This is a genomic window from Nocardioides sp. L-11A, from assembly GCA_029961745.1.
In the GTDB taxonomy this organism is placed as follows: domain Bacteria; phylum Actinomycetota; class Actinomycetes; order Propionibacteriales; family Nocardioidaceae; genus Nocardioides.
Genome location: CP124680.1, coordinates 5064898 through 5086849 on the forward strand (window position 1 = coordinate 5064898; position 21952 = coordinate 5086849).

Below are 21952 nucleotides of genomic sequence, written 5' to 3' on the forward strand. Positions count from 1 at the left end.
CTACATCCCGTGATGAATCGGCTCCAGTGCGATCGCCTCGCCCGGCGCCCACTCCGGGCAGCGGGTGCCGGAGTAGATCGTCGGCATGCACCGGTTGCAGTGGATGCAGATCCCGCGGCTCGCCGTACCGGCCCGGAGCCGGTCGACCAGGTCCGGCTCCCGAAGCAGCGCCCGGCCCATCACGACGAAGTCGAAGCCGTCGGCCATCGCCTGCCGCATGGTCGCCAGCTCGTTGATGCCGCCGAGCAGCATCAGCGGCATCGCGACCGCGCCGCGGAGCCGGAGCGCCTTCTCGCGGAAGTAGGCCTCCTCGAAGTCGTAGCGCTTGAGGAAGCCGCGCCCGGCCGGGGTCCGCATCCCCCACCGCACCAACGGCGGCATGGTCGCGGCGAACTCCGCGAGCGGCACGCCACCGCGGAAGAGGTACATCGGGTTCATCAGGGACGAGCCGCCGGAGAGCTGCAGCGCGTCGAGGTGGCCGTCGGCCTCCAGCAGCTGCGCGAGCTCGATGCTCGTCTCCGTCGTCACGCCGCCGGAGAAGCCGTCGGAGACGGACACCTTCGCGGTCACCGCGGCGGCGTCCCCCACCTCCTCCCGCACGACCCGCGCGACCTGCCGCGCGAGCCGGGCCCGCCGCTCCAGCGGACCGCCCCAGCGGTCCCGGCGGCGGTTGAGGCCGGGGGCGAGGAAGGACGAGATCAGGTACGAGTGCGCCATGTGCAGCTCGAGGACGTCGAATCCGGCCCGCACCAGCGTGCGCGCCGCGTCGACGTACGCCCGGGTGACCCGGGTCAGGTCCCGCTCCGACGCGGCGCGGATCATCTGCATCGACAACGGACTCGGCATCGGGCTGGCCGCGATCGCGGGCACGCCGTTGGACCGGCCGTTGGCCACCGGCCCGGCGTGCCCGACCTGGCCCGCGATCTTCGCGCCGGTCGCGTGGATCTCGTCGGCCAGCCGGGCCAGGCCGGGGAGGGTCGCCTCCCCCACGACGATCTGCCCCCGGTGGGTGCGGCCCTCGGGCGCGACCGCGAGATAGGCGACGGTGGTCAGGCCGACGCCACCCGCCGCGGGCGCCCGGTGATAGGCGATCAGCTCGTCGGTGACCACGCCGCCCGGCGTACGGCCCTCGAAGGTCGCGGCCTTGACCGTCCGGTTGCGCAGGCGGACCGGTCCCAGCGTTGCCGGGGCGAAGACGTCGGGGATGCTCACGCGGCGCACTCTAGACCCGCAGTGGAACACGTTCTAGGAATCCGATGCGCCGGAAAGTGAGAAGAAAGTGAGAACTCGTCATCTATTGCACCCGCCCAGGCCGTCCTAGGCTCCCGAGCATGGCCAAGACCCTCTGGCGGGACCGCAACGACGCCCTCGACCCGGAGACGGACTACGTCGAGATCTACCAGAACCTCGCGCTCTACGAGTTCACCTGGGACCTCACCCAGGCGCTCAGCTTCGCGCTGTTCCGGACCTACGCCGTGCCGAGCATCGGCCGGCTCCTCGACGAGACCGGCGCGTTCACCGGCGCCGTCCAGAAGCGGTACGACGACACGGCGCTGCTCCTCGAGGCGCCGTTCGTGCACGGCTTCGACTCCGAGGCCGGCAGGACCGCGATGCGACGGATCAACCAGATGCACCGGATGTACGACATCTCCAATGACGACTTCCGCTACGTGCTGTCGACCTTCGTCGTCGTCCCCAAGCGCTGGCTCGACGACTACGGATGGCGCCCCCTCACCGACGGCGAGCTGCGCGCGAGCGTGAACTACTACCGCGCCCTCGGGCGGCACATGGGGATCAAGGACATCCCGGAGACCTACGACGCGTTCATGCACCTGATGGACGACTACGAGCGCGCCCACTTCGACTTCGACGCCGGCGGCCGCCGGGTCGCGGACTCCACGCTGCGCCTACTCGCGACGTTCTACCCGCGACCGCTGCGCAAGCCGGTCGACCTGTTCAGCCGCGGGCTGATGGACCAGCCGCTCCGCGACGCCTTCGCCTATCCCGACCCGGGGCCCCTCGTCCGCCGGCTCAGCGTCGGCGCGATGCGCGTGCGGGCCCGGCTGCTGCGCCACACCCCGTCGAACCGGGTGCCGACGTACACCGCCGACCTGTCCCGGATCAAGAGCTACCCCGACGGCTACCGCCTCGGCGATCTCGGCACCTTCCCCGTGCCGGGCCGGGGCGGCTGCCCGGTGCGGCACGACAGCCAGTCGGTCGCTCCGGGCTGATCTCGCCGTCGTACCGGACATCCCTGTCGTGCTTCGGGCGGATTCACGACCGGATCGTCCGGTACGACGGTGGGATCAGCCCCCGAACCGAGGCGCCCTCTTCTCCACGAACGCGGCCACGCCCTCCCGCCCGTCGGCGGTGTCGGCGAGGGCGCGGATCGAGAGGGTCTCCTTGCGCAGCGCGGACTCCGGCGCGGGCGCGGCGACCTCGCGCAGCAGGCGCTTGGCGGCGGCGTTGGCGGTGGCCGAGCCGGCGGCGAGGCCGGCGACCAGCCGGTCCACCGTGGCGGCCAGCTCGTCGGCGGGTACGACGCGCGCGACCAGCCCGGCGTCGTAGGCCTCCTGCGCGGTGAGCAGGTCCCCGAGCAGGGCCAGGCGCAGGGTGCGGTGGAGGCCGAGGGTGTGGACCAGCAGCGAGCTGCCGCCGTCGGGCGAGAGCCCGACCTTGGTGTAGGCGAGGCTGAACTTCGCGGTCTCGGCGGCGACCACCACGTCGGCGGCGGCGGCGAGCGGGAAGCCGGCCCCGGCGGCGGTGCCCTGGACCGCGCTGACGACGATCGCGTCGGAGCGGACCAGCTCGCTGACGACCCGGTGCAGCCTCTCGGCGAGATCGTCGATGAAACCGGCCACGTCGTCGGAGCCGGCGAAGGCCCCGAGGTCACCGCCGACGGAGAAGAAGCGGCCCTCCGCAGCGAGGACGACGACCCGGGCGGCGTCGCGGCGCGCGGCACGGACGGCGTCATGGAGCTGGCCCACCGAGGCGGGGTGGATCGGGTTGCCGCGCTCGCCGTCGGCCAGGGTGATCCGGGCGACGCCCTCGGCGTACTCGTAGCGGACGAAGGTCTCGGTCATCAGGGGGTCCTCGATCGGTCCTCGGTCGGTCTCAGCGGAACTGGTCGTGCAGGGCGGGCGGCAGGTCGAACAGCGGGTCGCGGTTCAGCTCGGCGCGCCCGAGGGTGGTCAGGTGGGCCTCGTCGGGACCGTCGAAGATCCGCATCGCACGATGCCAGCCGTAGAGCGACGCGAGCGGGGTCGCGTCGCTGATGCCGGCCGCGCCGTGGAGCTGGATGGCCCGGTCGATGACGGAGAGGACGGCGCGGGGCACCGCGATCTTGGCGGAGGCGATCAGGTGCCGGGCACCCTTGTTGCCCTCGGCGTCGATCGTGTGCGCGGCCAGGTGACACAGCGCGCGGGCCTGGTCGAGCTCGACGCGCGACTCGGCGATCTTCTCCCGCACCGCCGACTGCTCGGCGAGGAGGCCGCCGAACGCCGTCCGGGTCTTCGCCCGGTCGACCATCATCGCCAGGGCGCGCTCGCCGGCGCCGAGCGCCCGCATCACGTGGTGGATCCGGCCGGGACCCAGCCGCATCTGCGCGGCGGCGAACCCGCCGCCCTCCTCGCCGAGCAGGTTGCCCACCGGGACGCGGGCGTCGGTGAACTCGATGACCGTGTGGCCGTGCTGGTCCTGGCGCCCGAAGACCGGGTACGAGCGCTTGATCTCGACGCCGGGGGTGTCGACGGGGGCGATCAGCATCGACTGCTGACGGTGGGTGGCGGCCCCGGGATCGGTCTTGCCCATCACGATCAGGACCCGGCACCGCGGGTCGGCGGCGCCGGTGATCCACCACTTGCGGCCGTTGACGACGTACTCGTCGCCGTCGCGCTCGATCCGGGTCTCGACATTCGTGGCGTCGGAGGAGGCCACCGCCGGCTCGGTCATCGCGAACGCCGAGCGGATCTCGCCGTCCAGCAGCGGCCGCAGCCAGCGCTGCTTCTGCTCGTCGGTGCCGACCAGGTGCAGCAGCTCCATATTGCCGGTGTCGGGCGCCTGGCAGTTGATCGCCTCCGGCGCCAGCTCGAGGCTCCAGCCGGACAGCTCGGCGATCGGCGCGTACTCCAGCTGGGTCAACCCGGACTCGCTCGGCAGGAAGAGGTTCCACAGGCCACGGGCCCGGGCCCTGACCTTGAGCTCCTCGACGACCGTCGGCACGGTGTGGTCGTCCGGGCCCGCGGCCTCGCGGTAGCGCTCGTAGGCCTCCTCCGCGGGGAACACGTCCTCGGCGAGGAAGCGCCGCATCTCGTCGTACAGGCGCAGGGCCTGTTCGCTCGGTGCGGCGTAGGCGGGATACATCGGCGACGGCCCGGTCATGGGGGCCACTATGGCGCACGCGCTCGGTGCAGGAATCACCGGTCGACCGGCGAAACTGTCACTTGTCGGGCGTTGCAACGGCCGACAAGTGCCGGAACAACCGGTCGACCGGTTGTTCCGACACTCACGAAGCGCAGTCGCCGGTGGCGACCTCGGCGTCGTCGGTGCCGGGGGCGGTGCCGGCGCGGGCGCTGGCCTGCACCTGCTGGGCGGTGAGGGCGTACCCGGTCTCGGGGTCGGTGACCGACGCGGCGAAGACGACGCCCGCGACATTGCCCTGCGGCGTGACGATGGGGCCGCCGGAGTTGCCGGGCCGGACCAGGCCGCGCAGGGAGTAGACCTCGCGGACGACCGTGCCGGCGCCGTAGATGTCGGGCGAGCGGAGGTTCTGCATGGCGCGCACCCGGCCGGTCTGTACGTCGAACGGCCCGTCCTGCGGGTAGCCGACGATCGCGACCGGGTCCTCGGCACCCACCCCGGTGTCGAACTTCAGCACCGGTGCGTCGTCGGTCTCCACGGCCAGGACGGCGACATCGAGGTCGCGGTCGTAGAGCACGACCCGGGCCAGCTCGGTGCCGCCGCCGATGCTGACCTCCGGGTCCTCGACGCCCGCGACGACGTGGGCGTTGGTCATCACGCGGTCCTCGGCGAAGACGAAGCCGGTGCCCTCGACACCGCGGCCGCAGCGGTTGGCGCCGCGGATCTTGACCACGCTGGAGCGGGTGGCTTCGACCCGGTCGGAGCCGGGCAGGTCGGACGGTCCCGGCGCGACCTCCACGATCCGCTCCGGGGCGAACGGCTCGAGGTAGCGGGGGAAGAACCCGGTGCCGACCACGTTGTTGAACGCCTGCAGCGCGTTGGGCGCGGAGTCGGGGAGCGCCTCGTTGACCTTCGACAGCACCACCGAGCTGCGCACCATCGAGGTGACCGAGCCGATCCGGGTGCCGGAGATCGCGACGCCGAGCGCCCACGCGACGAGGAGTACGGCGAGCGCGCTGAGCAGCGCCCCGCCGACGGCGTCGAGGGCGCGGGCGGGCTGCCAGGTGATCCGCTCGCGCACCCGCGCGCCGGCGTACTGCAGCACCGCCTGGCCCAGCGAGGCACAGAGGATGACGATGAACAGCGCCCCCAGGGAGACGGCCAGCGACGGGTCGAGACCGCCGAGGACCAACGGCGCCAGCAGGATGCCGCCCAGACCGCCCGACAGCAGCCCGATCGTCGCGAAGGCGCCGGTGATGAAGCCCTGCCAGTAGCCCGAGAGGGCATAGGCGGCGACGAGGACGACGAGCAGCCAGTCGAGGACGTTCACGCGGTCCTCACTCGTTGGGCTCCAGGATGTCCATGCCGTCCCCCGCGTCCTCGTCGGCAGCTGCCGCGGCGGCCGTCCGGCGGACGTGCTCGGCGAGCATGTAGTCGGGGAGATCATGCACCGGCGGGTCCGTCACCGGGGGGAGCCACCCGAGGAAGTCGAAGAACCGGGTGAGGATGCCGCCCGTGAAGCCCCACAGGATGACGTCCTTGTCGGGGCCGATCAGGAAGCCCGGCCCCATCCACCCGCCGGGGTGGCGCACCTGGATGCGGTGCTCGGGCGCGAACAGCTCCTCGAGCGTCACCCGGTGGATGGCGTGCACCTCCTGCGGGGAGGCGACCCGGATCGGCGCCGGGTCGCGCCACCAGCCGAGCACCGGGGTCACCGCGAAGTTGGACGGCGGCAGCCACAGCTCGGGCAGCGTGCCGAAGACCTCGACGCCGGCCGGGTCGACGCCGATCTCCTCGTCGGCCTCGCGCAGTGCCGCCTCGACGACCGTCTCGCCCGGGTCGATGCTGCCGCCCGGGAAGGACACCTGGCCCGGGTGGGAGCGCATGTCGTGGGCGCGCTCGGTGAGCAGCACGTCGTGGTCGCCGAAGAGCATGAGGACCGCGCCGCGGCGTACCGGCTGGTCCTTGGGCGGCAGGAACGCCGTCAGGTGGCTGCCGCTGATCCGGCGCGCACCGCGTGCGACGGGATGCAGCCAGTCGGGCAGACCGGCCGGCAGGTCCGCGGGTACGTCGGCGGGCACGTCGGTCACGACGCCGCCCGGTCGGTGAGATCGAGGTCGAGGTAATCGGCCACCATCGCGACGATCTCGTCGGGCGAGGTCACCCCTCCGGTGTGCGGCCGCGACACGGTGCCGTCCTCGGCGACGAAGAGGAAGAACGGCAGGCCGACGCCGAGCTCGGCGTCGGTCTCCTGCAGGTCACCGCAGCCGTCGGCGAGCGAGGGGTAGGTGACGCCGCTCTGCCGCGCGAGGTCGATGGCCGCACCGGGGTAGGTGTCGAGCCAGTTCACGCCCAGCACCGTGATCCGGTCGCCGTAGGCCTCGTAGAACTCCTGCAGCGCCGGCATCTCCTTGCGGCAGGGGCCGCAGTTGGACGCCCAGAAGTTCAGCACCGCCGGTCCGCGCACCTGGGACAGCGCCGCGCCGTCCGCGCCGCCGAGGCAGTCGAGCTCGAGGTCCGGCAGCTGCGCGGCGGCGCCGTCGGCCACCGACCAGGTCGCCGGATCGCAGTCGGCGATGCCGGCCGCCGCACGGTCCTCGATCAGCTCGGGCGTCGTCGCGTCGACCTTGCACGCGAAGGCCGGCGCGACGCTGTCGCAGCCCGTCAGCAGGACGCCCGCCGCCACCAGGGCGACCGCGGCGGCGGGAAGACGCATCAGTTGGGTCCCTCGGTGCGGACCAGCTTCTCCGCCTCGACCGGGTCCGTCGGGCCGGTGCCGTAGGACGGGCACCACCGCGCGACCGGGCAGGCGCCGCACGCGGGCTTCTTGGCGTGGCACCGGCGCCGGCCGTGCCAGATCAGGTGGTGCGAGAGCATCGTCCAGTCGCGCTTGGGGAACAGCGCGCCGACGGCGTGCTCGACCTTCACCGGGTCGGTCTCCTGGGTCCACCCCAGCCGGCGGGCCAGGCGGCCGAAGTGGGTGTCGACCGTGATCCCGGGTATGTCGAAGGCATTGCCGAGGACGACATTGGCGGTCTTGCGGCCCACACCGGGCAGCGTGACGAGGTCGTCGAGCCGGGCGGGCACCTGGCCGTCGTACCGCTCGACGAGGGCGGCGCTGAGCTTGAGCAGCGACTCGGTCTTGGCCCGGAAGAAGCCCAGCGGACCCACGATCTGCTCGAGATGGGCGCGATCGGCGGCGGCCATCGACGCCGGGTCGGGGTACGCCGCGAACAGCGTCGGGCGCACCGCGTTGACCCGCTTGTCGGTCGTCTGCGCCGACAGCACGGTCACGACGAGGCATTCGAAGGGGTTGTCGAAGTCGAGCTCGGCCTTGGCGTCGGGATAGGTCTCGGCGAGCACGCGGTCGACCTTGCGGGCCCTGCGCACGAGTTGGGTCGACGTCTCCTCGGTGATGTCGATCGGCCGCACGGAGGCCACCCTACGGTGTGCCCCCGACAGCGCCGGACGGTGTCTTTGGAGGGGGACATGCCGGACGCGGCACTAGGTGTGACATCGCGCACTGGCTAGGATGCCGCCGACCGGGTTTTACGCAACTTTGGAGGAAGCGTGGACAACGACGTACTCCGTCAGGCGCCACTGTTCAGTGCCCTCGACGACGAGGCGATGGCAGGGCTGCGCACGTCACTGGCCACCACCCGGCTCCGCCGCGGGGAGGTGCTGTTCCACGAGGGCGACAGCGGCGACAAGCTCTACGTCGTCCTCGAGGGCAAGGTGAAGCTCGGCCGCACCTCGTCCGACGGCCGCGAGAACCTGCTCGCGATCATGGGTCCCGGGCAGATGTTCGGCGAGCTCTCCCTCTTCGACCCGGGCCCGCGCTCGGCCACGGTCACCTGCGTCACCGACGCCGAGTTCGCCTCGCTGTCCCACGAGGACCTGCTGCGCTGGCTCGAGGGCCGCCCGACGGTCGCCCGCGGACTGCTCGCCCAGCTGGCCGCGCGACTGCGCAAGGCCAACGACGTCGTCGCCGACCTGGTCTTCTCCGACGTCCCCGGCCGGGTCGCCAAGGCGCTGCTCGACCTCGCCGACCGCTTCGGCCGCACCGCCGACGACGGCGTCCACGTCCACCACGACCTCACCCAGGAGGAGCTCGCCCAGCTGGTCGGCGCCTCCCGCGAGACGGTCAACAAGGCGCTCGCCGACTTCGCCTCGCGCGGCTGGCTGCGCCTGGAGCCGCGCTCCGTCGTCATCCTCGACATGGAGCGGATGTCGCGCCGGGCGCGCTGAGGCCCGCGGATTCATCACGGGATGTAGGCGAAAGGTCACTTCTGTAGCGGAGCCCCACTACAGAAGTGCGGGTTCGTCTACATCCCGTGATGAATCCGACTCCGCAGGCCCGCCCAGCCCGGCGCCGGGCGAGGCTCAGCGCCGGGCGAGGCTCAGCGCCGGGCGAGGTACGCCAACTGCGAGCGCACCGACTGCTCGGCCGCACCCCACAGCGACTCGTCGACGTCGGCGTAGACCACCTCGACCACCTGGCGCGGCAGCGTCGGGTGGTCGCCCACGTCCGGGGGCAGGCCCACCGGCGACAGCCCGAGCCGGGGCAGGGCCGCCTCGACCTGGGCGAGCCGGTCGCGCCGGTGCACGACGTAATGGTCGAGGACGGCGGCGGCGTCCGGCAGGACCGGCCCGTGAGCCGGCCACAGGGACGCGACCCGACCGTCGGTGACGAGCGACCGCATCCGGGCGATGGAGTCGAAGTAGGCGCCGAGGTCGCCGTCGGGGTGCGCGATCACCGTCGTCCCGCGGCCGAGCACCATGTCACCGGTGAGCAGTGCTCCGTCGGCCTCGACGAGCAGCGAGATGGAGTCGGTCGTGTGACCGGGCGTGGTGAGGACCTCGACGTCGAGGCCGCCGACGGAGAGCAGCTCGCCGTCGGTGATCGGGTCCGCGCGCCAGCACTGCGCCGGATCGAGCCCCCGGACTCCGCAGCCCATCCGCTCCGCGAAGGACCGCGCGGCCTCGGTGTGGTCGAGGTGGTGGTGGGTCACGACGACCGCGTCCACCTGACCGGCGACCGCGGCGACCGCATCGAGGTGCTCGTCGTGCAGCGGACCCGGGTCCACGACGATCGAGCGCCCGGAGCCCGGCTCGCGCAGGATCCAGGTGTTGGTGCCGTCGAGGGTCATCAGCCCGGGGTTGGGGGCGAGCACGCAACGACCGCGGTCGCCGTAGGCACCGCCGTACCAGGGATCCATCAGGCCCTCCGCGCGGCGACCAGCGGGCGCAGCCCGTCAGGCATCGACAGGGTGTGGCCGTCGCCCAGCGGCTCGACCTCGGGAGTGAACATCGCGACCGTCCGGCCGGCGCTCGCCGCGATCACGCCGGCGGGGGTGGCGTGGGTACCGACCTCCAGGCAGGTCAGGTACGTCGGCGGCAGCATCGCCAACTCCCCCGCGTCGGCGGCGTCGGCGGCCGCCGCGGCACCGACCCAGACCACCTCGGAGGACTCGCTGGACACGTCGCGCGTGATCTGCCCCTCCGGCAACTGCGCGACGAAGAACCAGGTCCGGTAGCGCTTCGGCTCGAACACGGGGGTCAGCCAGCCGCTCCAGATGCCCAGCAGGTCGGTGCGGAGCACCAGCCCCCGGCGGTCGAGGAAGTCGGTCATGGCCAGCTCCCGCGACTCCAGGGCGACCCGGTCGGCCTCCCAGTCCTCACCGGTGGTGTCCGCGACGACGCTGTCGGCCGAGGTCCCGGCGAGCAGCACGCCGGACTCCTCGAAGGTCTCGCGGACCGCGGCGCAGACCAGAGCCCGCGCGACGTCCTCGGTGGTGCCGAGCTGAGCCGCCCACTCCGCCGGCGCCGGACCGGCCCACGCCACGGTGTGGTCGTAGTCGCGGGGGTCGACCCCGCCTCCGGGGAACACGCACATGCCGCCGGCGAAGGCCATCGAGACCTGCCGCCGCAGCAGGTAGACCTCCGGCTCACCGTCCGCGCCGGGCCGCAGCACGACCACCGTCGCCGCATCACGCGGCACGGCGGCCTCGCGCCGGCCGTCGGCGTACTCCGCCGCGAGCTCGGCGATCCGCGCGGGCAGCGGCACCGGCGGCAACGGGACGGGCGTCACGCGGTGCCGCCGATCTCGGCGATCACCTCGACCTCGACCGGCGCATCCAGCGGGAGCACGGGTACGCCGACGGCGGAGCGCGCGTGCACGCCCGCATCGCCGAACACCTCGGCGAAGAACTCGGACGCACCGTTGGCGACACCGGGCTGGCCGGTGAAGTCGGGCGTCGAGGCCACGAAGGCGACGACCTTGACGATCCGCACCTGGCTCAGGTCGCCCGCGATCGAGCGGATCGCGGCGATGGCGTTGAGCGCGCACTGACGTGCGCAGGCGTAGGCATCCTCGGCGCTCACCGTGCCGCCGACCTTGCCCGTCGCCATCAGCGCGCCGTCGCGCATCGGCAGCTGGCCCGACGTGTAGACCCGCTCACCGCTGCGGATCGCCGGGATGTAGGCGGCCACCGGCGGGACGACCTCGGGCACCGTCAGGCCGAGCTCCGCCAGCCTCTCCTCGGGGGTCGCCACGCCTCAGCCCTCGATCGGGCGCTTGAAGTAGGCGATGTCGTTGCCGCCCTGGCCGGGCACGAGGACGACGAGCTCCCAGCCGTCCTGGCCGAAGTTGTTGAGGATCTGCGCGGCGACATGGTTCAGGACCGGCGCCACCTGGTACTCCCACTTGGTCATGCTCCGCACCCTACTCAGTGCCGATCGGCGCGAGCACGTCGCTCGTGCCTCGCGCCGTGCTGCCGCGCGCGGTGGGCTTCCGCAGGCCCGGCCGTGGCATGGCGGCCACACGGCCGGCTCGCGACAAGGCCGGGCGCCTCTGCTCCGGCCGATCAGCCGTAGCGGTTGACCACCCAGAGCAGCTCGCGGTAGCGGTCGTCCTCCTCGGGCGGCGGCGGGTCGACGTCCTGGCTGGTGCGCAGGGTCTGCGGGTCGACCGGCGGAGGCAGGTGCTTGTAGCGCTCCAGTCGCGACTGCTCGGCCATGACGGGCTCCTTCCGACCCCTCCATGGTACGTCGCGGATCCACCCGTGGTCTGACGTCCGCGACCCGGTCGGCGTCTACGGTGGCCCGGTGGCCGGACCTGCCCTGGGAGCGCATCGACAGCCGTGGCGGCTCGGACCGCGCGGCGAGCGGTGGTTCGACGTCGCGCTGACCGCGGTCCTGCTGCTGCCGGTCCTGCCGTACCTGCTCTTCGTCGATGTCGCCGACGGCCTGCTGATGCTCCTCCAGATCACCCCGCTGCTGTTCCGCCGCCGGCACCCGGTGGCCGTGTTCGCCGCCGTCGCCACCGCGACAGCGGTCCAGCCGCTGCTCAACGACCACCCGCTGTGGAGCCAGTTCGCGTTCCCGGTCGCCGTCTACTCCGTGGCGCGGTACGCCGGCCCACGCTGGGCCGCGGCCGCGCTCGGCACCGGTCTGGTCGGGGCCATGGTCGCCGCGTTCGACTGGCTGCACGGCTTCGGTGCCGAGCTGCTGACGGTGGAGAACGTCACGGCCTACTCCGTCACCGTCGCGCTGTTCGTCGTCGTCGCCTGGACGTTGGGAACCCTCGGCCGGACCCGGCAGGCGTACGTCGACGCGCTGGTCGAGCGCGGCGCGCGCCTCGAGCGCGAGGCGGCCCAGCAGGCCGCCCTGGCCGCGATCGACGAGCGGCACCGGATCGCCCGGGAGATGCACGACGTGGTGGCCCACGGGCTGACCACGATCGTGGTCCAGGCCGACGGCGCCCGCGCCGCCGCGACGCACGACCCCACCGTGACCGGGCCGGCTCTCGCGACGATCGCGACGACCGGCCGGGAGGCGATCGCGGAGCTGCGCCGGATGCTCGGGCTGCTGCGCGCGGAGGAGGCCCCGACGGCTCCCCAGCCCCGCCTCGGCGATCTCCCGGCGCTCCTCGCCGAGGCACGCGCCGCCGGGACGCGGGTCGTGGCCCAGCTCCCCGAGCCGCTGCCCGCGGTCTCGGACGGCGTCGCCCTGACGACGTACCGGATCGCCCAGGAGGCGCTCACCAACGTACGCCGGCACGCCGGCCCCGAGGCCACGGCCGGCGTCGCGCTGCGGATCGAGGCGGGGACGGTCGTCGTCGAGGTGACCGACGACGGGCGGGGTGCGGCCGCGCCCGACGACGGCCGCGGGCTCGGGCTCGCGGGGATGCGGGAGCGGGTGGCCGCGCACGGCGGCACCCTGACGACCGGACCCGCGCCGGGCGGCGGCTTCACGGTGTGCGCGAGGATCCCGCTGTGAGCGAGCAGAACCAACCGGACGAGCCGATCCGGGTCTTCCTCGTCGACGACCAGGACCTGGTCCGTGCCGGGTTCCGGATGCTGATCGACAGCCAGCCCGACCTGAGCGTGGTCGGCGAAGCGGGCGACGGCGGCGAGGCGCTGGAGCGGCTCGCGGTGACCCGCTGCGACGTCGTCCTGATGGACGTGCGGATGCCGCGCCTCGACGGCGTCGAGGCCACGCGGCGGCTGGCGGAGCGGCCCGACTCACCGCAGGTGATCGTGCTGACCACCTTCGACCTCGACGAGTACGCCTTCGCCGCGATCCGGGCCGGCGCCGCGGCCTTCCTGCTCAAGGACGCCACCCCCGAGACCCTGCTCGACGCGATCCGGACCGTGCACGGGGGTGAGTCGGTGGTCGCCCCGAGCACCACCCGACGACTGCTCGAGCACTTCGCGGACGTGCTGCCCGACCCGGCGGCGCCGGGCCCCGACGCCCGGCTCGACGGCCTCACCGAGCGCGAGCGGGAGACCCTCGTCCTCGTCGGCCGCGGCCTCGCCAACGCCGAGATCGCCGCCGAGTTCGTGGTCTCCGAGGCGACGGTGAAGACCCATATCGGCCGGCTGCTGGCCAAGACCGGCTCTCGCGATCGCGTCCAGCTCGTCGTGCTGGCCTACGAGACCGGCCTCGTCCGCCCCTGACCCCCGTCGTACCGGACAGAACGGTTCTGAACTCGCCCGATCCACGACCGTTGTGTCCGGTACGACGACCACACCGGCCCCGGGATCCACCCGTCGGCGGATGACGGATCCACCCGCGGCCTGACGATCGAGGGGCCGAACCCGACGAGGCTCGTCACCATGACCTCGCTGACGTCCCCCCAACCGCCCGCACCCGCCGTCGCCCTCGCCGCCAGCGCCCGCGGACTGACCAAGTCCTTCGGACGCGGCGACACGCTCGTGCACGCGCTGCGCGGCGTCGACCTCGACCTGCCCGCCGGCCGGTTCACCGCGATCATGGGGCCCTCCGGTTCCGGCAAGTCGACCCTCATGCACTGCCTGGCGGGGCTGGACCAGCCGACGGACGGGAGTGTGACGGTCGCCGGACAGGCGCTGGACGGCCTGGACGACGACGCGCTGACCCGGTTCCGCCGCGACCACGTGGGCTTCGTGTTCCAGGCCTTCAACCTGCTGCCGATGCTGAGCGCCGAGCAGAACATCTGGCTGCCCACCGAGCTGGCCGGGATCGGCGGTCGGGACCGCGACGCGACCCTGCGCCGGCGCTTCGACGGCATCGTGGAGACCCTGGGCCTCACCGCGCGGCTCAGTCACCGCCCGGCCGAGCTGTCCGGCGGCCAGCAGCAGCGGGTCGCCATCGCCCGCGCCCTGCTCTCGGCGCCGGCGATCGTGTTCGCCGACGAGCCGACCGGCAACCTCGACAGCTCCAGCTCCGCCGAGGTGCTCTCGCTGCTGCGCCAGTCGGTGCGGGAGCTGGGCCAGACCGTCGTCATGGTCACCCACGAGAACGAGGCGGCGACGTACGCGGACGACGTCATCGTCCTCGCCGACGGCCGGATCACCGAACGGCGCGGAGAGGCGTCCTGATGCGCACCGTCATCCTCGCCTCGCTGCGCACCCACACCCGCCGGTACGGCGCCGCGCTGCTCGCCGTCGTCGTCGGCTCCGCGTTCATCGTGGTCACGGCGGCGCTCTCCTCCGCCGTCCGGGACGGGCTGACCGCCGGCATCGGCGAGCCCTACGCCGGCGCGGACGCGGTGCTCGACCGGCCCTCGCCGGGCGAGGCCGCCCGCCTGCTGGAGGCGGCGCCCGGCGCGGGCGCCGACGCGTGGCTGGTCGGCTGGACCATGCAGCAGGTCGGCCGGGACGGGAAGGTGATCGACTCCAGCACCGACATCGGCCAGGTGCCCGACCGCCCCGCGCACCGCTGGCAGGACCTGGTCGGCGGTCGGTTCCCCGGCGCCCCCGGCGAGGCGCTCGTCGACGCCAACGCCGCCAAGGCCAAGCAGCTCGCGCTGGGCGACCGGCTGCGGATCGGCACGGGGAGCAGCGCGCTGGAGGTCACGGTGGTCGGGCTCGCGGACTCGCCGTCCAACCACGCGGTCGCGTCGGTCTACCTGCTCTGGTCCGACCTCTCCCGCTGGCAGGACAGCCTCTACGTCGGCAGCGTGGCCTGGAGCGGCGGGGGCGTCGACGCCGCCCGGGCCGCCATCCGGGCAACGGTCCCGGACGCGGAGCCCACGACCGTCCCGGCCTTCCTCCAGGAGCTGCAGCGGGAGGTCAACAACGGCGTCGACATCATCCAGGTCGTGGTGCTGCTGTTCGGCGTGATCGCTCTCGTGGTGGCCGTGCTGGTCATCAACAACACGTTCACGATCCTGTTCGCCCAGCGCTCACGGGACTTCGCGCTGCTGCGCTGCGTGGGCGCGACCCGCCGCCAGGTGCTGCGCTCGGTACGCCTGGAGTCGGTCGCGCTCGGCATCCTCGCCGCCGCCATCGGCGTACTGAGCGGCCTGGGTGCCGGCCACGGCCTGGTCGCGCTGGTCCGCGCCCAGTGGCCGGGAGCCCGGCTGGGGCAGGCCTCGGTCGCCCCGGTGTGGCTCGCCGGCGCCGCCGCCGTCGCGGTCGGCGTGACCCTGGTCGCGGCCTGGCTGCCGACCCGGCGCGCGGTGCGGATCAGCCCGCTCGCGGCGCTGCGTCCCGACGACAGCACCCAGGCCCGGACCCGGACCGGCCGGCTCCGGATCGCGCTCGGCGTGCTCCTGCTCGCGGCCGGCGTCCTCGGCCTCGTGGCGGCGATCACCACGGCCAACGTCGGCGCCCTGGCCGTCGGCGGCGCGGCGGTCTTCCTCGGCGTGCTGCTCTTCGGTCCGATCCTGGTGCCGGCGCTGATCCGCTCCACCGGTCCGGTCACCCAGCGGCTGCTCGGCCCGGCCGGGCGGCTCGCCGCGGGCAACGCCGTACGCAACCCGCGCCGGACCGCCGCGACCGCGGCCTCGCTGCTCATCGGCGTCACGCTGACCACCGCCGTGCTCACCGGCATGGCGAGCTCCCGCTCCGCCGTCTCGGCCGAGATGGACGAGCAGCACCCGATCGACCTCGCGGTCACGGCCGAGGGCCCGCTGCCCGCCGACGCCCTCGACCGGCTCGCCGCGGTCGACGGAGTGGCCGGCTCCGTACCCGTGCCGGGCGCGGTCGCCACCATCGGCGATCTCGCACCGCTCCCCCTCCTCCCGGCCACGACCGCCGGCGGCGCCACGGTGCTGCACGGCGATCTCCCGACCCCGGGCCCGCGTCAGGTGCTGGTGCCGTGGGACCTGATCGGCGACGGCATCGAGGTCGGCGACGTCGTCCCCGTGACCGTCGGCGAGACGACCCGGGAGCTCCGCGTGGCCGGTGGCGAGGGCTGGGGCGAGGCCGCCCTGGTCCGGCGTACGACGCTCGACCGGCTCGCGCCCGGCGCCGCCCCGCACGCCGTGTGGCTGCGGGCCGCGGAGGGCGCCGACCCGGAGGACCTGGCCGGCTCGGTGGAGGCCATCGCCGCCCCGCTCGACGCGGGCGTGGAGAACGGCCTGGCCAAGCGGTCCTATGTCGACCTGCAGCTGGACGTGCTCACCGGCGGCGTCGTGGGCCTGCTCGCCATCGCGATCCTGATCGCCCTCGTCGGCATCGGCAACACGCTCGGCCTCTCGGTGCTCGAGCGGGGGCGCGAGCACGCGCTGCTCCGGGCCCTCGGCCTCACCCGCCGCCAGGTACGCCGGATGCTGGCCACCGAGGCGGTGCTGCTCTCACTCGTCGCGACCGTGCTCGGCACCGCGCTGGGCGTGGTCTTCGCCTGGACGGCGGTCCGCGCGCTCGTGCAGCCCGCCATCGACGGGGCCGGCCTGGTCCTGCCGTGGGGCCAGCTGGGCCTGGTCGTCACGATCGCCGCCCTGGCGGGGCTCGTGGCCGCCGTCGTCCCGTCCCGACGGGCGTCGCGGATCGCCCCGGCGGCGGGACTCTCGTTGGACTGACCCCTGACGTGGGGACGCACCACTAGGCTCACCGGGTGAGCGATTGGCCGAAGGTGCGTCTCCACGTCGTCACCGGCAAGGGCGGGACCGGCAAGTCCACGGTCGCGTCCGCCCTCGCCCTGGCCCTCGCCACCCGCGGGCGGAACGTACTGCTGTGCGAGGTCGAGGGCCGCCAGGGCATCGCCCGGATGTTCGACGTCGACCCGCTGCCGTACCAGGAACGCCGGCTGACGACGGGGCTGCCCGAGCCCGACGGCGGCCGCGGTGTCGTCCACGCGCTGCACATCGACGCCGAGTCGGCGCTGCTGGAGTACCTCGCGATGTACTACCGGCTCGGCCGCGCCGGCAAGGCCCTCGACCGGTTCGGCGTCATCGAGTTCGCCACGACCATCGCCCCCGGCGTCCGCGACGTGCTGCTGACCGGCAAGGTCTACGAGGCGGTCCAGCGCAACAGCCGCAACAAGCTCGCCATCGAGTACGACGCCGTGGTGCTCGACGCCCCGCCGACCGGGCGGATCACCCAGTTCCTCAACGTCAGCAACGAGCTGGCCGGCCTCGCGAAGGTCGGTCCGATCAAGTCCCAGTCCGACACGATGATGACCCTGTTCCGCTCCCCGCGGACGGCGGTCCACCTGGTCACCGTACTGGAGGAGATGCCGGTCCAGGAGACCGCCGACGGCATCGCCGAGCTGCGCGGGGCCCGGCTGCCGGTGGGCGGCGTCGTCGTCAACCAGGTGCGCCCGCGCGACCTCAGCGCCGCCGACCTCGCCGCGGCCCGCGCGGGCACTCTCGACCGCGGGCGGCTCGAGGGCGACCTGGTCGACGGCGGCATCGTGGTCGGCCCCGGCCTGGTCGACGGCCTGCTGGTCGAGGCGGCCGACCATGCCGAGCGCCGGGCGCTGGAGGACTCGCAACGGGCCATCGTGGCCGGCCTGGACGTGCCGTCGTACGAGCTGCCGCGGATGGCGGGCGGGATCGACCTCGGCGGGCTCTACGAGCTGGCCGGGCTCCTCCGAGAGCAGGGGATGGCATGAGTCGCAGCAGCACCCAGCGCCCCACCCGGGTCGGCCCCGCGACCACCCGCCGGGCCGGGCCGCTCGACGTCGACGCACTGCTCGACGACCCGGCGACCGGGATCATCGTGTGCTGCGGCTCCGGCGGCGTCGGCAAGACCACGACCAGTGCCGCGCTCGCGCTGCGCGCCGCCGAGCGGGGACGCAAGGTGGTCGTGCTGACCATCGACCCGGCCCGCCGGCTGGCGCAGTCGATGGGCATCGAGGAGCTCGACAACACCCCGCGCCCGGTGGTCGGCGTCGAGGGCTCCGGCAGCCTCGACGCCATGATGCTGGACATGAAGCGCACCTTCGACGAGGTGGTGCTCTCGCAGGCCAGCCCCGACAAGGCACGGCAGATCCTGGCCAACCCCTTCTACATCGCGCTGTCGAGCTCGTTCGCGGGCACACAGGAGTACATGGCGATGGAGAAGCTCGGCCAGATCCACCGGGACGCACAGGAGGCGGGGACCTACGACCTGATCGTGGTCGACACCCCGCCGTCGCGCTCGGCGTTGGACTTCCTCGACGCCCCCGAACGGCTCTCCAGCTTCCTCGACGGCCGGTTCGTGCGGCTGCTGCTGATGCCCGCGAAGGGACCGGCGAAGCTGATGACGGCCGGGATCGGCCTGATCACCAACGCGCTGACCAAGATCCTCGGCGCGCAGTTCCTCAAGGACCTGCAGACCTTCGTCACCGCGCTCGACACCGTCTTCGGCGGCTTCCGGCAGCGCGCGCAGCAGACCTACTCGCTGCTCAAGGCCGACGGTACGGCGTTCCTCGTGGTCGCGGCCCCCGAGGCGGACGCGCTGCGCGAGGCCGAGTACTTCGTCGAACGGCTCAGCGAGGACGACATGCCGCTGGCGGGGCTGGTCGTCAACCGCGCCAGCCCGGAGCCCGCGGGCGAGCTGTCGGCCGAGGAGGCGATGACCGCCGCCGAGCGGCTGCGTCACGCCGACGCGGCGTCGCCGACGGCGGCCCTGACGGCGGGGCTGCTCCGGCTGCACGCCGACCGGGTGCGGATGGTCCAGCGCGAGCGGACGCTGCGGGACCGGTTCGCCACTGCGCACCCGCAAGTGCCGACGGTCGTCGTACCGGCGCTCGCCGGTGACGTGCACGACCTCGGCGGGCTGCGCACCGTGGGCGCGCTGCTCGGGGGCACCGCGGACGAGACCGCGAGCCCCGCCTGAGCGCGCACCCGACCCCGGTGACACGCGCCGGAACCCGGACGGGCCCCGGGACGGATCAGACCGTGGCGTCCTGGTCGTCGCGCGCGGACTCCAAGACGTTGCGCCACGAGGCGTTCGGACGGCGACGGAGGAGCGCACGACGCTCCCGCTCGGTCATCCCGCCCCAGACACCCCACTCGATCTGGTTGTCCAGCGCCTCGGCCAGACACTCGGTGCGCACCGGACATCCGGTGCAGACCTGCTTGGCCTTGTTCTGCTCAGCGCCACGGACGAAGAGCTGGTCCGGCTGTTGTCCCCGACAGGCGGCGCGCGGCGCCCAATCCTCAACCCACATGTGTTGTCCCCTGATGCTTCCCACAACCGACGAGCCAACGCCCCCACAGCGCTCGGTCTCCTCGACCGGTCCAAGGTAAAGGACGACGCTCCGCACGGATATCACTCATCGGGCCCAACCTGTCTAGTCACATCGGACTAGACCGATCGAGACCCGGCGAGCGCGGGACGGGCGTTGGGACGGCCCGGGACGGCCTCCGTCGACTCCTTCGCCTGCCACCCCCTCACGTACCCTGAGCGCATGTCCCGCACCCGGTTCGACGGCCTCCCGCCGCGGAAGGTCGCCTCCCACCTCGGCGTGATGCTGATCGTCGCGGCGGTGCTCGGCGTCGTCGTGTCCGGCCTGGCCATCCCGTTCGCCGGCGTCCTCGGGTTCTCGGCGCGCAACGTCTCCGAGTCCGTCGACGACCTGCCCCAGGAGCTCGAGACCGAGCAACTGCCGCAGCGCACCGAGGTCAAGGACGCCGAGGGCAAGACGATCGCGACGCTCTACGACCAGAACCGGGTCAACGTCCCTCTCCGCCAGATCTCGCGCACGATGGTCGAGGCCATCGTCGCCATCGAGGACTACCGCTTCTACCAGCACGGCGCGCTCGACCTCAAGGGCACGATGCGCGCGCTGTTCACCAACCAGGCCGCGGGGGGCGTCACCCAAGGTGGCTCGTCGATCACCCAGCAGCTGGTCAAGCTGACCCTGATCACCCAGGCGAACGGCGACAAGGAGGCGATCGCCGCCGCCAAGGAGGACAGCTACGGCCGCAAGCTCCGCGAGCTGCGCTACGCGATCGCCCTGGAGAAGCGGCACACCAAGGACTGGATCCTCGAGCGGTACCTCAACACGGCGTACTTCGGCGACGGCGCCTACGGCATCCAGGCGGCCGCGCAGCACTTCTTCAACGTCAACGCCAAGGACCTCAACCTGCGCCAGTCGGCGCTGCTCGCCGGCCTGGTGCAGAGCCCCGAGGCCTACAACCCGACCAAGAACAAGGCCCAGGCGACGGTCCGCCGCAATATCGTGCTCGACCGGATGGCCCAGCTGAGCGTGATCAGCGACGAGGACGCCGAGAAGGCCAAGGACCGCAAGCTCGGCCTGCGGGTGCAGAACCAGCCCAACGGCTGCGTGAACTCCGAGGCCCAGTTCTTCTGCGACTACGTGGTGCGCTGGCTGATGACCGACCCCGCGCTGGGCGCCAACCCGGAGGAGCGGCGGCAGCTGATCTTCAACGGCGGCCTCACCATCAAGACCACCGTCGACCTGCGCTACCAGGCGGCCGCCAACGACTCGGTCACCTCCCAGGTCTACAAGGACGACCTCGCCATCGGAGGCCTCGCGCTGATCGAGCCCGGCACCGGCAACGTCAAGGGCCTCGCCCAGTCCCGCCCGATGGGCAAGAAGAAGGGCGAGACCTTCCTCAACTACACCGTGCCCACCCGGTACGGCGACGCGGCCGGCTTCCAGCCCGGTTCGACCTTCAAGGCCTTCGTGCTCGCCGCGGCGATCAACCAGGACATCCCGCTGACCCAGCGGTTCCCGGCCCCGAACCCGGGGCGGTTCCCGCTCAACGAGTTCGAGACGTGTGACGGGCCCTACCAGAGCACCGAGGTCTGGGAGCCCAAGAACTCCACGAGCTCCTCGTCCGCCCCCGATCTCTACGAGGGCACCCGGAACTCCGTCAACACCTTCTTCGTCAACCTCGAGCTGGCCACCGGGCTCTGCGAGCCGTGGAAGCTGGCCCGCGAGATGGGCATCACCGAGCTCACCGAGGCCAACATCATCCCGTCGTTCACGCTCGGCGTCGCCGACGTCAGCCCGCTGGAGATGGCCGAGGCCTACGCCACCTTCGCGGCCGAGGGGCTGCACTGCGACGCGCGACCGGTCACCGAGATCGCCGATGCCCAGGGCAATGTGCTCAAGAAGTACGAGAAGAACTGCACCCAGGTGCTCGCCAGCCCGGTCGCCAACGCCGTCAACGACGTCCTCCGTGGCGTCATCGAGGGCGGGTTCGCGAGGGCTCAGGCCCCGGGCCAGCCCGCGGCCGGCAAGACCGGTACCACCAACGGCAACAACTCCGTGTGGTTCGTCGGCTACACGCCCAACCTCGCGGGTGCCGCCATGGTCGCCGGCGTGAACGGCGAGGGACACCCCGAGTCCCTCGACGGCAAGTCGGTCGGCGGGCGCACCCTGTATGCATCGTCCGGCTCGACGACAGCCGGCCCGATCTGGGGCGACGCCTTCAAGGCGATCGCCCCGCTGCTCGACGACATCGACTTCACCCGGCCGTCCTCGACCGACATCCGCGGGCTGCTCACCACCGTGCCTGCCGTCTCCGGCAAGTCGTACGACGACGCGAAGGCGATGCTCGAGGGCCTCGGCTTCACCGTGGTCAACGGCGGCTCGGTCGACTCCGCGGTCGGCCAGGGGCTGGTCGCCTGGTCCGCCCCCGGCACCGGCGCCCGGCTGGCCGCCGGCGACACCGTGACCCTGTTCATCTCCGACGGCACGCCCAAGGTGAAGAAGGGCAAGAAGAACAAGGGCCGGGGCAACAACGGGAATGGGAACGGGAACGGGCAGGGCTGACCGCGCTGGTCGTCGGGTAGTCCGAGCCCCTGGGCGGGAGCGCATCGAGACGCGGGTGAGGAGTCTCGATACGCCACTCGCTGGCGCTCGCGCGCTACTCGACGAACACGGGCGCGAGGCACGCCGGCGAGCCCGGTATCCGACACGCTCG

The 21952-nt window shown here is 72.8% G+C and carries 22 protein-coding genes; 9 read left to right on the plus strand and 13 right to left on the minus strand.

Translation table 11 applies throughout. The annotated features are described in order from the left end of the window. Positions 1-1212, minus strand: coding sequence for an NADH:flavin oxidoreductase (locus QJ852_24230; protein WGX96242.1), 1212 nt, complete (start codon positions 1210-1212; stop codon positions 1-3). Positions 1213-1331: 119 nt separating this feature from the next. On the opposite strand from QJ852_24230, the gene QJ852_24235 reads away from it, so the two are divergent. Continuing rightward, positions 1332-2231, plus strand: a complete 900-nt coding sequence (locus QJ852_24235; GenBank protein WGX96243.1) for an oxygenase MpaB family protein — start codon at positions 1332-1334, stop codon at positions 2229-2231. A gap of 75 nt (positions 2232-2306) precedes the next feature. Here the strand turns inward: QJ852_24235 and QJ852_24240 are convergent, their stop codons facing one another. From QJ852_24240 to nth, 6 genes are all read right to left on the minus strand, one after another. After that, positions 2307-3083, minus strand: coding sequence for an enoyl-CoA hydratase-related protein (locus QJ852_24240; protein WGX96244.1), 777 nt, complete (start codon positions 3081-3083; stop codon positions 2307-2309). 31 nt (positions 3084-3114) lie between these two features. Further along, a complete protein-coding gene (locus QJ852_24245; protein WGX96245.1) occupies positions 3115-4380 on the minus strand; it encodes an acyl-CoA dehydrogenase family protein in 1266 nt (421 codons plus the stop codon). Between the two features lie 124 nt (positions 4381-4504). Beyond that, positions 4505-5689 carry a MarP family serine protease gene (locus tag QJ852_24250; GenBank protein WGX96246.1) on the minus strand — a complete coding sequence of 395 codons (1185 nt, stop codon included), beginning with the start codon at positions 5687-5689 and terminating at the stop codon, positions 4505-4507. Between the two features lie 7 nt (positions 5690-5696). After that, complete coding sequence (locus tag QJ852_24255) at positions 5697-6449, minus strand: CoA pyrophosphatase (GenBank protein WGX96247.1); 753 nt, start codon at positions 6447-6449, stop codon at positions 5697-5699. Then, positions 6446-7075 (minus strand): TlpA disulfide reductase family protein, encoded by a 630-nt coding sequence (locus QJ852_24260; protein ID WGX96248.1) that lies wholly within the window; start codon positions 7073-7075, stop codon positions 6446-6448. The genes QJ852_24255 and QJ852_24260 overlap by 4 nt, the downstream gene beginning before the upstream one ends. Beyond that, positions 7075-7791, minus strand: coding sequence for an endonuclease III (gene nth / locus QJ852_24265; protein ID WGX96249.1), 717 nt, complete (start codon positions 7789-7791; stop codon positions 7075-7077). The genes QJ852_24260 and nth overlap by 1 nt, the downstream gene beginning before the upstream one ends. A gap of 138 nt (positions 7792-7929) precedes the next feature. Here nth and QJ852_24270 point away from each other — a divergent pair, with 138 nt between their 5' ends. Beyond that, on the plus strand, positions 7930-8607 hold the full coding sequence (locus tag QJ852_24270) for a Crp/Fnr family transcriptional regulator (protein WGX96250.1): 678 nt from the start codon (positions 7930-7932) through the stop codon (positions 8605-8607). 152 nt (positions 8608-8759) lie between these two features. Here QJ852_24270 and QJ852_24275 read toward each other — a convergent pair whose 3' ends face one another. The 5 genes from QJ852_24275 to QJ852_24295 all read right to left on the minus strand — a co-directional run bounded on the left by QJ852_24275 (position 8760) and on the right by QJ852_24295 (position 11378). Beyond that, positions 8760-9578, minus strand: coding sequence for an MBL fold metallo-hydrolase (locus QJ852_24275; protein WGX96251.1), 819 nt, complete (start codon positions 9576-9578; stop codon positions 8760-8762). Continuing rightward, on the minus strand, positions 9578-10450 hold the full coding sequence (locus tag QJ852_24280; protein WGX96252.1) for an NUDIX domain-containing protein: 873 nt from the start codon (positions 10448-10450) through the stop codon (positions 9578-9580). The genes QJ852_24275 and QJ852_24280 overlap by 1 nt, the downstream gene beginning before the upstream one ends. Beyond that, positions 10447-10914 carry a RidA family protein gene (locus tag QJ852_24285; protein ID WGX96253.1) on the minus strand — a complete coding sequence of 156 codons (468 nt, stop codon included), beginning with the start codon at positions 10912-10914 and terminating at the stop codon, positions 10447-10449. Before QJ852_24285 ends, QJ852_24280 begins: the two co-directional genes overlap by 4 nt. A 3-nt stretch (positions 10915-10917) precedes the next feature. Continuing rightward, positions 10918-11073, minus strand: coding sequence for a DUF4177 domain-containing protein (locus QJ852_24290; GenBank protein ID WGX96254.1), 156 nt, complete (start codon positions 11071-11073; stop codon positions 10918-10920). A gap of 152 nt (positions 11074-11225) precedes the next feature. Beyond that, positions 11226-11378, minus strand: a complete 153-nt coding sequence (locus QJ852_24295) for a hypothetical protein (GenBank protein WGX96255.1) — start codon at positions 11376-11378, stop codon at positions 11226-11228. 88 nt (positions 11379-11466) lie between these two features. On the opposite strand from QJ852_24295, the gene QJ852_24300 reads away from it, so the two are divergent. The 6 genes from QJ852_24300 (at position 11467) to QJ852_24325 (ending at position 18890) form a co-directional block, all read left to right on the plus strand. Continuing rightward, positions 11467-12639 carry a sensor histidine kinase gene (locus QJ852_24300; GenBank protein WGX96256.1) on the plus strand — a complete coding sequence of 391 codons (1173 nt, stop codon included), beginning with the start codon at positions 11467-11469 and terminating at the stop codon, positions 12637-12639. Beyond that, complete coding sequence (locus QJ852_24305) at positions 12636-13319, plus strand: response regulator transcription factor (protein ID WGX96257.1); 684 nt, start codon at positions 12636-12638, stop codon at positions 13317-13319. The genes QJ852_24300 and QJ852_24305 overlap by 4 nt, the downstream gene beginning before the upstream one ends. A 159-nt stretch (positions 13320-13478) precedes the next feature. Then, on the plus strand, positions 13479-14222 hold the full coding sequence (locus tag QJ852_24310) for an ABC transporter ATP-binding protein (protein ID WGX96258.1): 744 nt from the start codon (positions 13479-13481) through the stop codon (positions 14220-14222). Beyond that, on the plus strand, positions 14222-16648 hold the full coding sequence (locus QJ852_24315) for an FtsX-like permease family protein (GenBank protein ID WGX96259.1): 2427 nt from the start codon (positions 14222-14224) through the stop codon (positions 16646-16648). Before QJ852_24310 ends, QJ852_24315 begins: the two co-directional genes overlap by 1 nt. A 35-nt stretch (positions 16649-16683) precedes the next feature. Continuing rightward, the gene (locus QJ852_24320) at positions 16684-17682 is read left to right on the plus strand and encodes an ArsA-related P-loop ATPase (protein ID WGX96260.1); all 999 of its coding nucleotides are present in this window, start codon (positions 16684-16686) and stop codon (positions 17680-17682) included. After that, on the plus strand, positions 17679-18890 hold the full coding sequence (locus QJ852_24325) for an ArsA family ATPase (GenBank protein ID WGX96261.1): 1212 nt from the start codon (positions 17679-17681) through the stop codon (positions 18888-18890). Before QJ852_24320 ends, QJ852_24325 begins: the two co-directional genes overlap by 4 nt. Before the next feature lie 55 nt (positions 18891-18945). Here the strand turns inward: QJ852_24325 and QJ852_24330 are convergent, their stop codons facing one another. Next, the gene (locus QJ852_24330; protein ID WGX96262.1) at positions 18946-19224 is read right to left on the minus strand and encodes a WhiB family transcriptional regulator; all 279 of its coding nucleotides are present in this window, start codon (positions 19222-19224) and stop codon (positions 18946-18948) included. Positions 19225-19464: 240 nt separating this feature from the next. Between QJ852_24330 and QJ852_24335 the strand changes: the two genes are divergently transcribed. After that, positions 19465-21801, plus strand: a complete 2337-nt coding sequence (locus tag QJ852_24335; GenBank protein WGX96263.1) for a transglycosylase domain-containing protein — start codon at positions 19465-19467, stop codon at positions 21799-21801. The last annotated feature ends 151 nt before the right edge of the window (positions 21802-21952 follow it).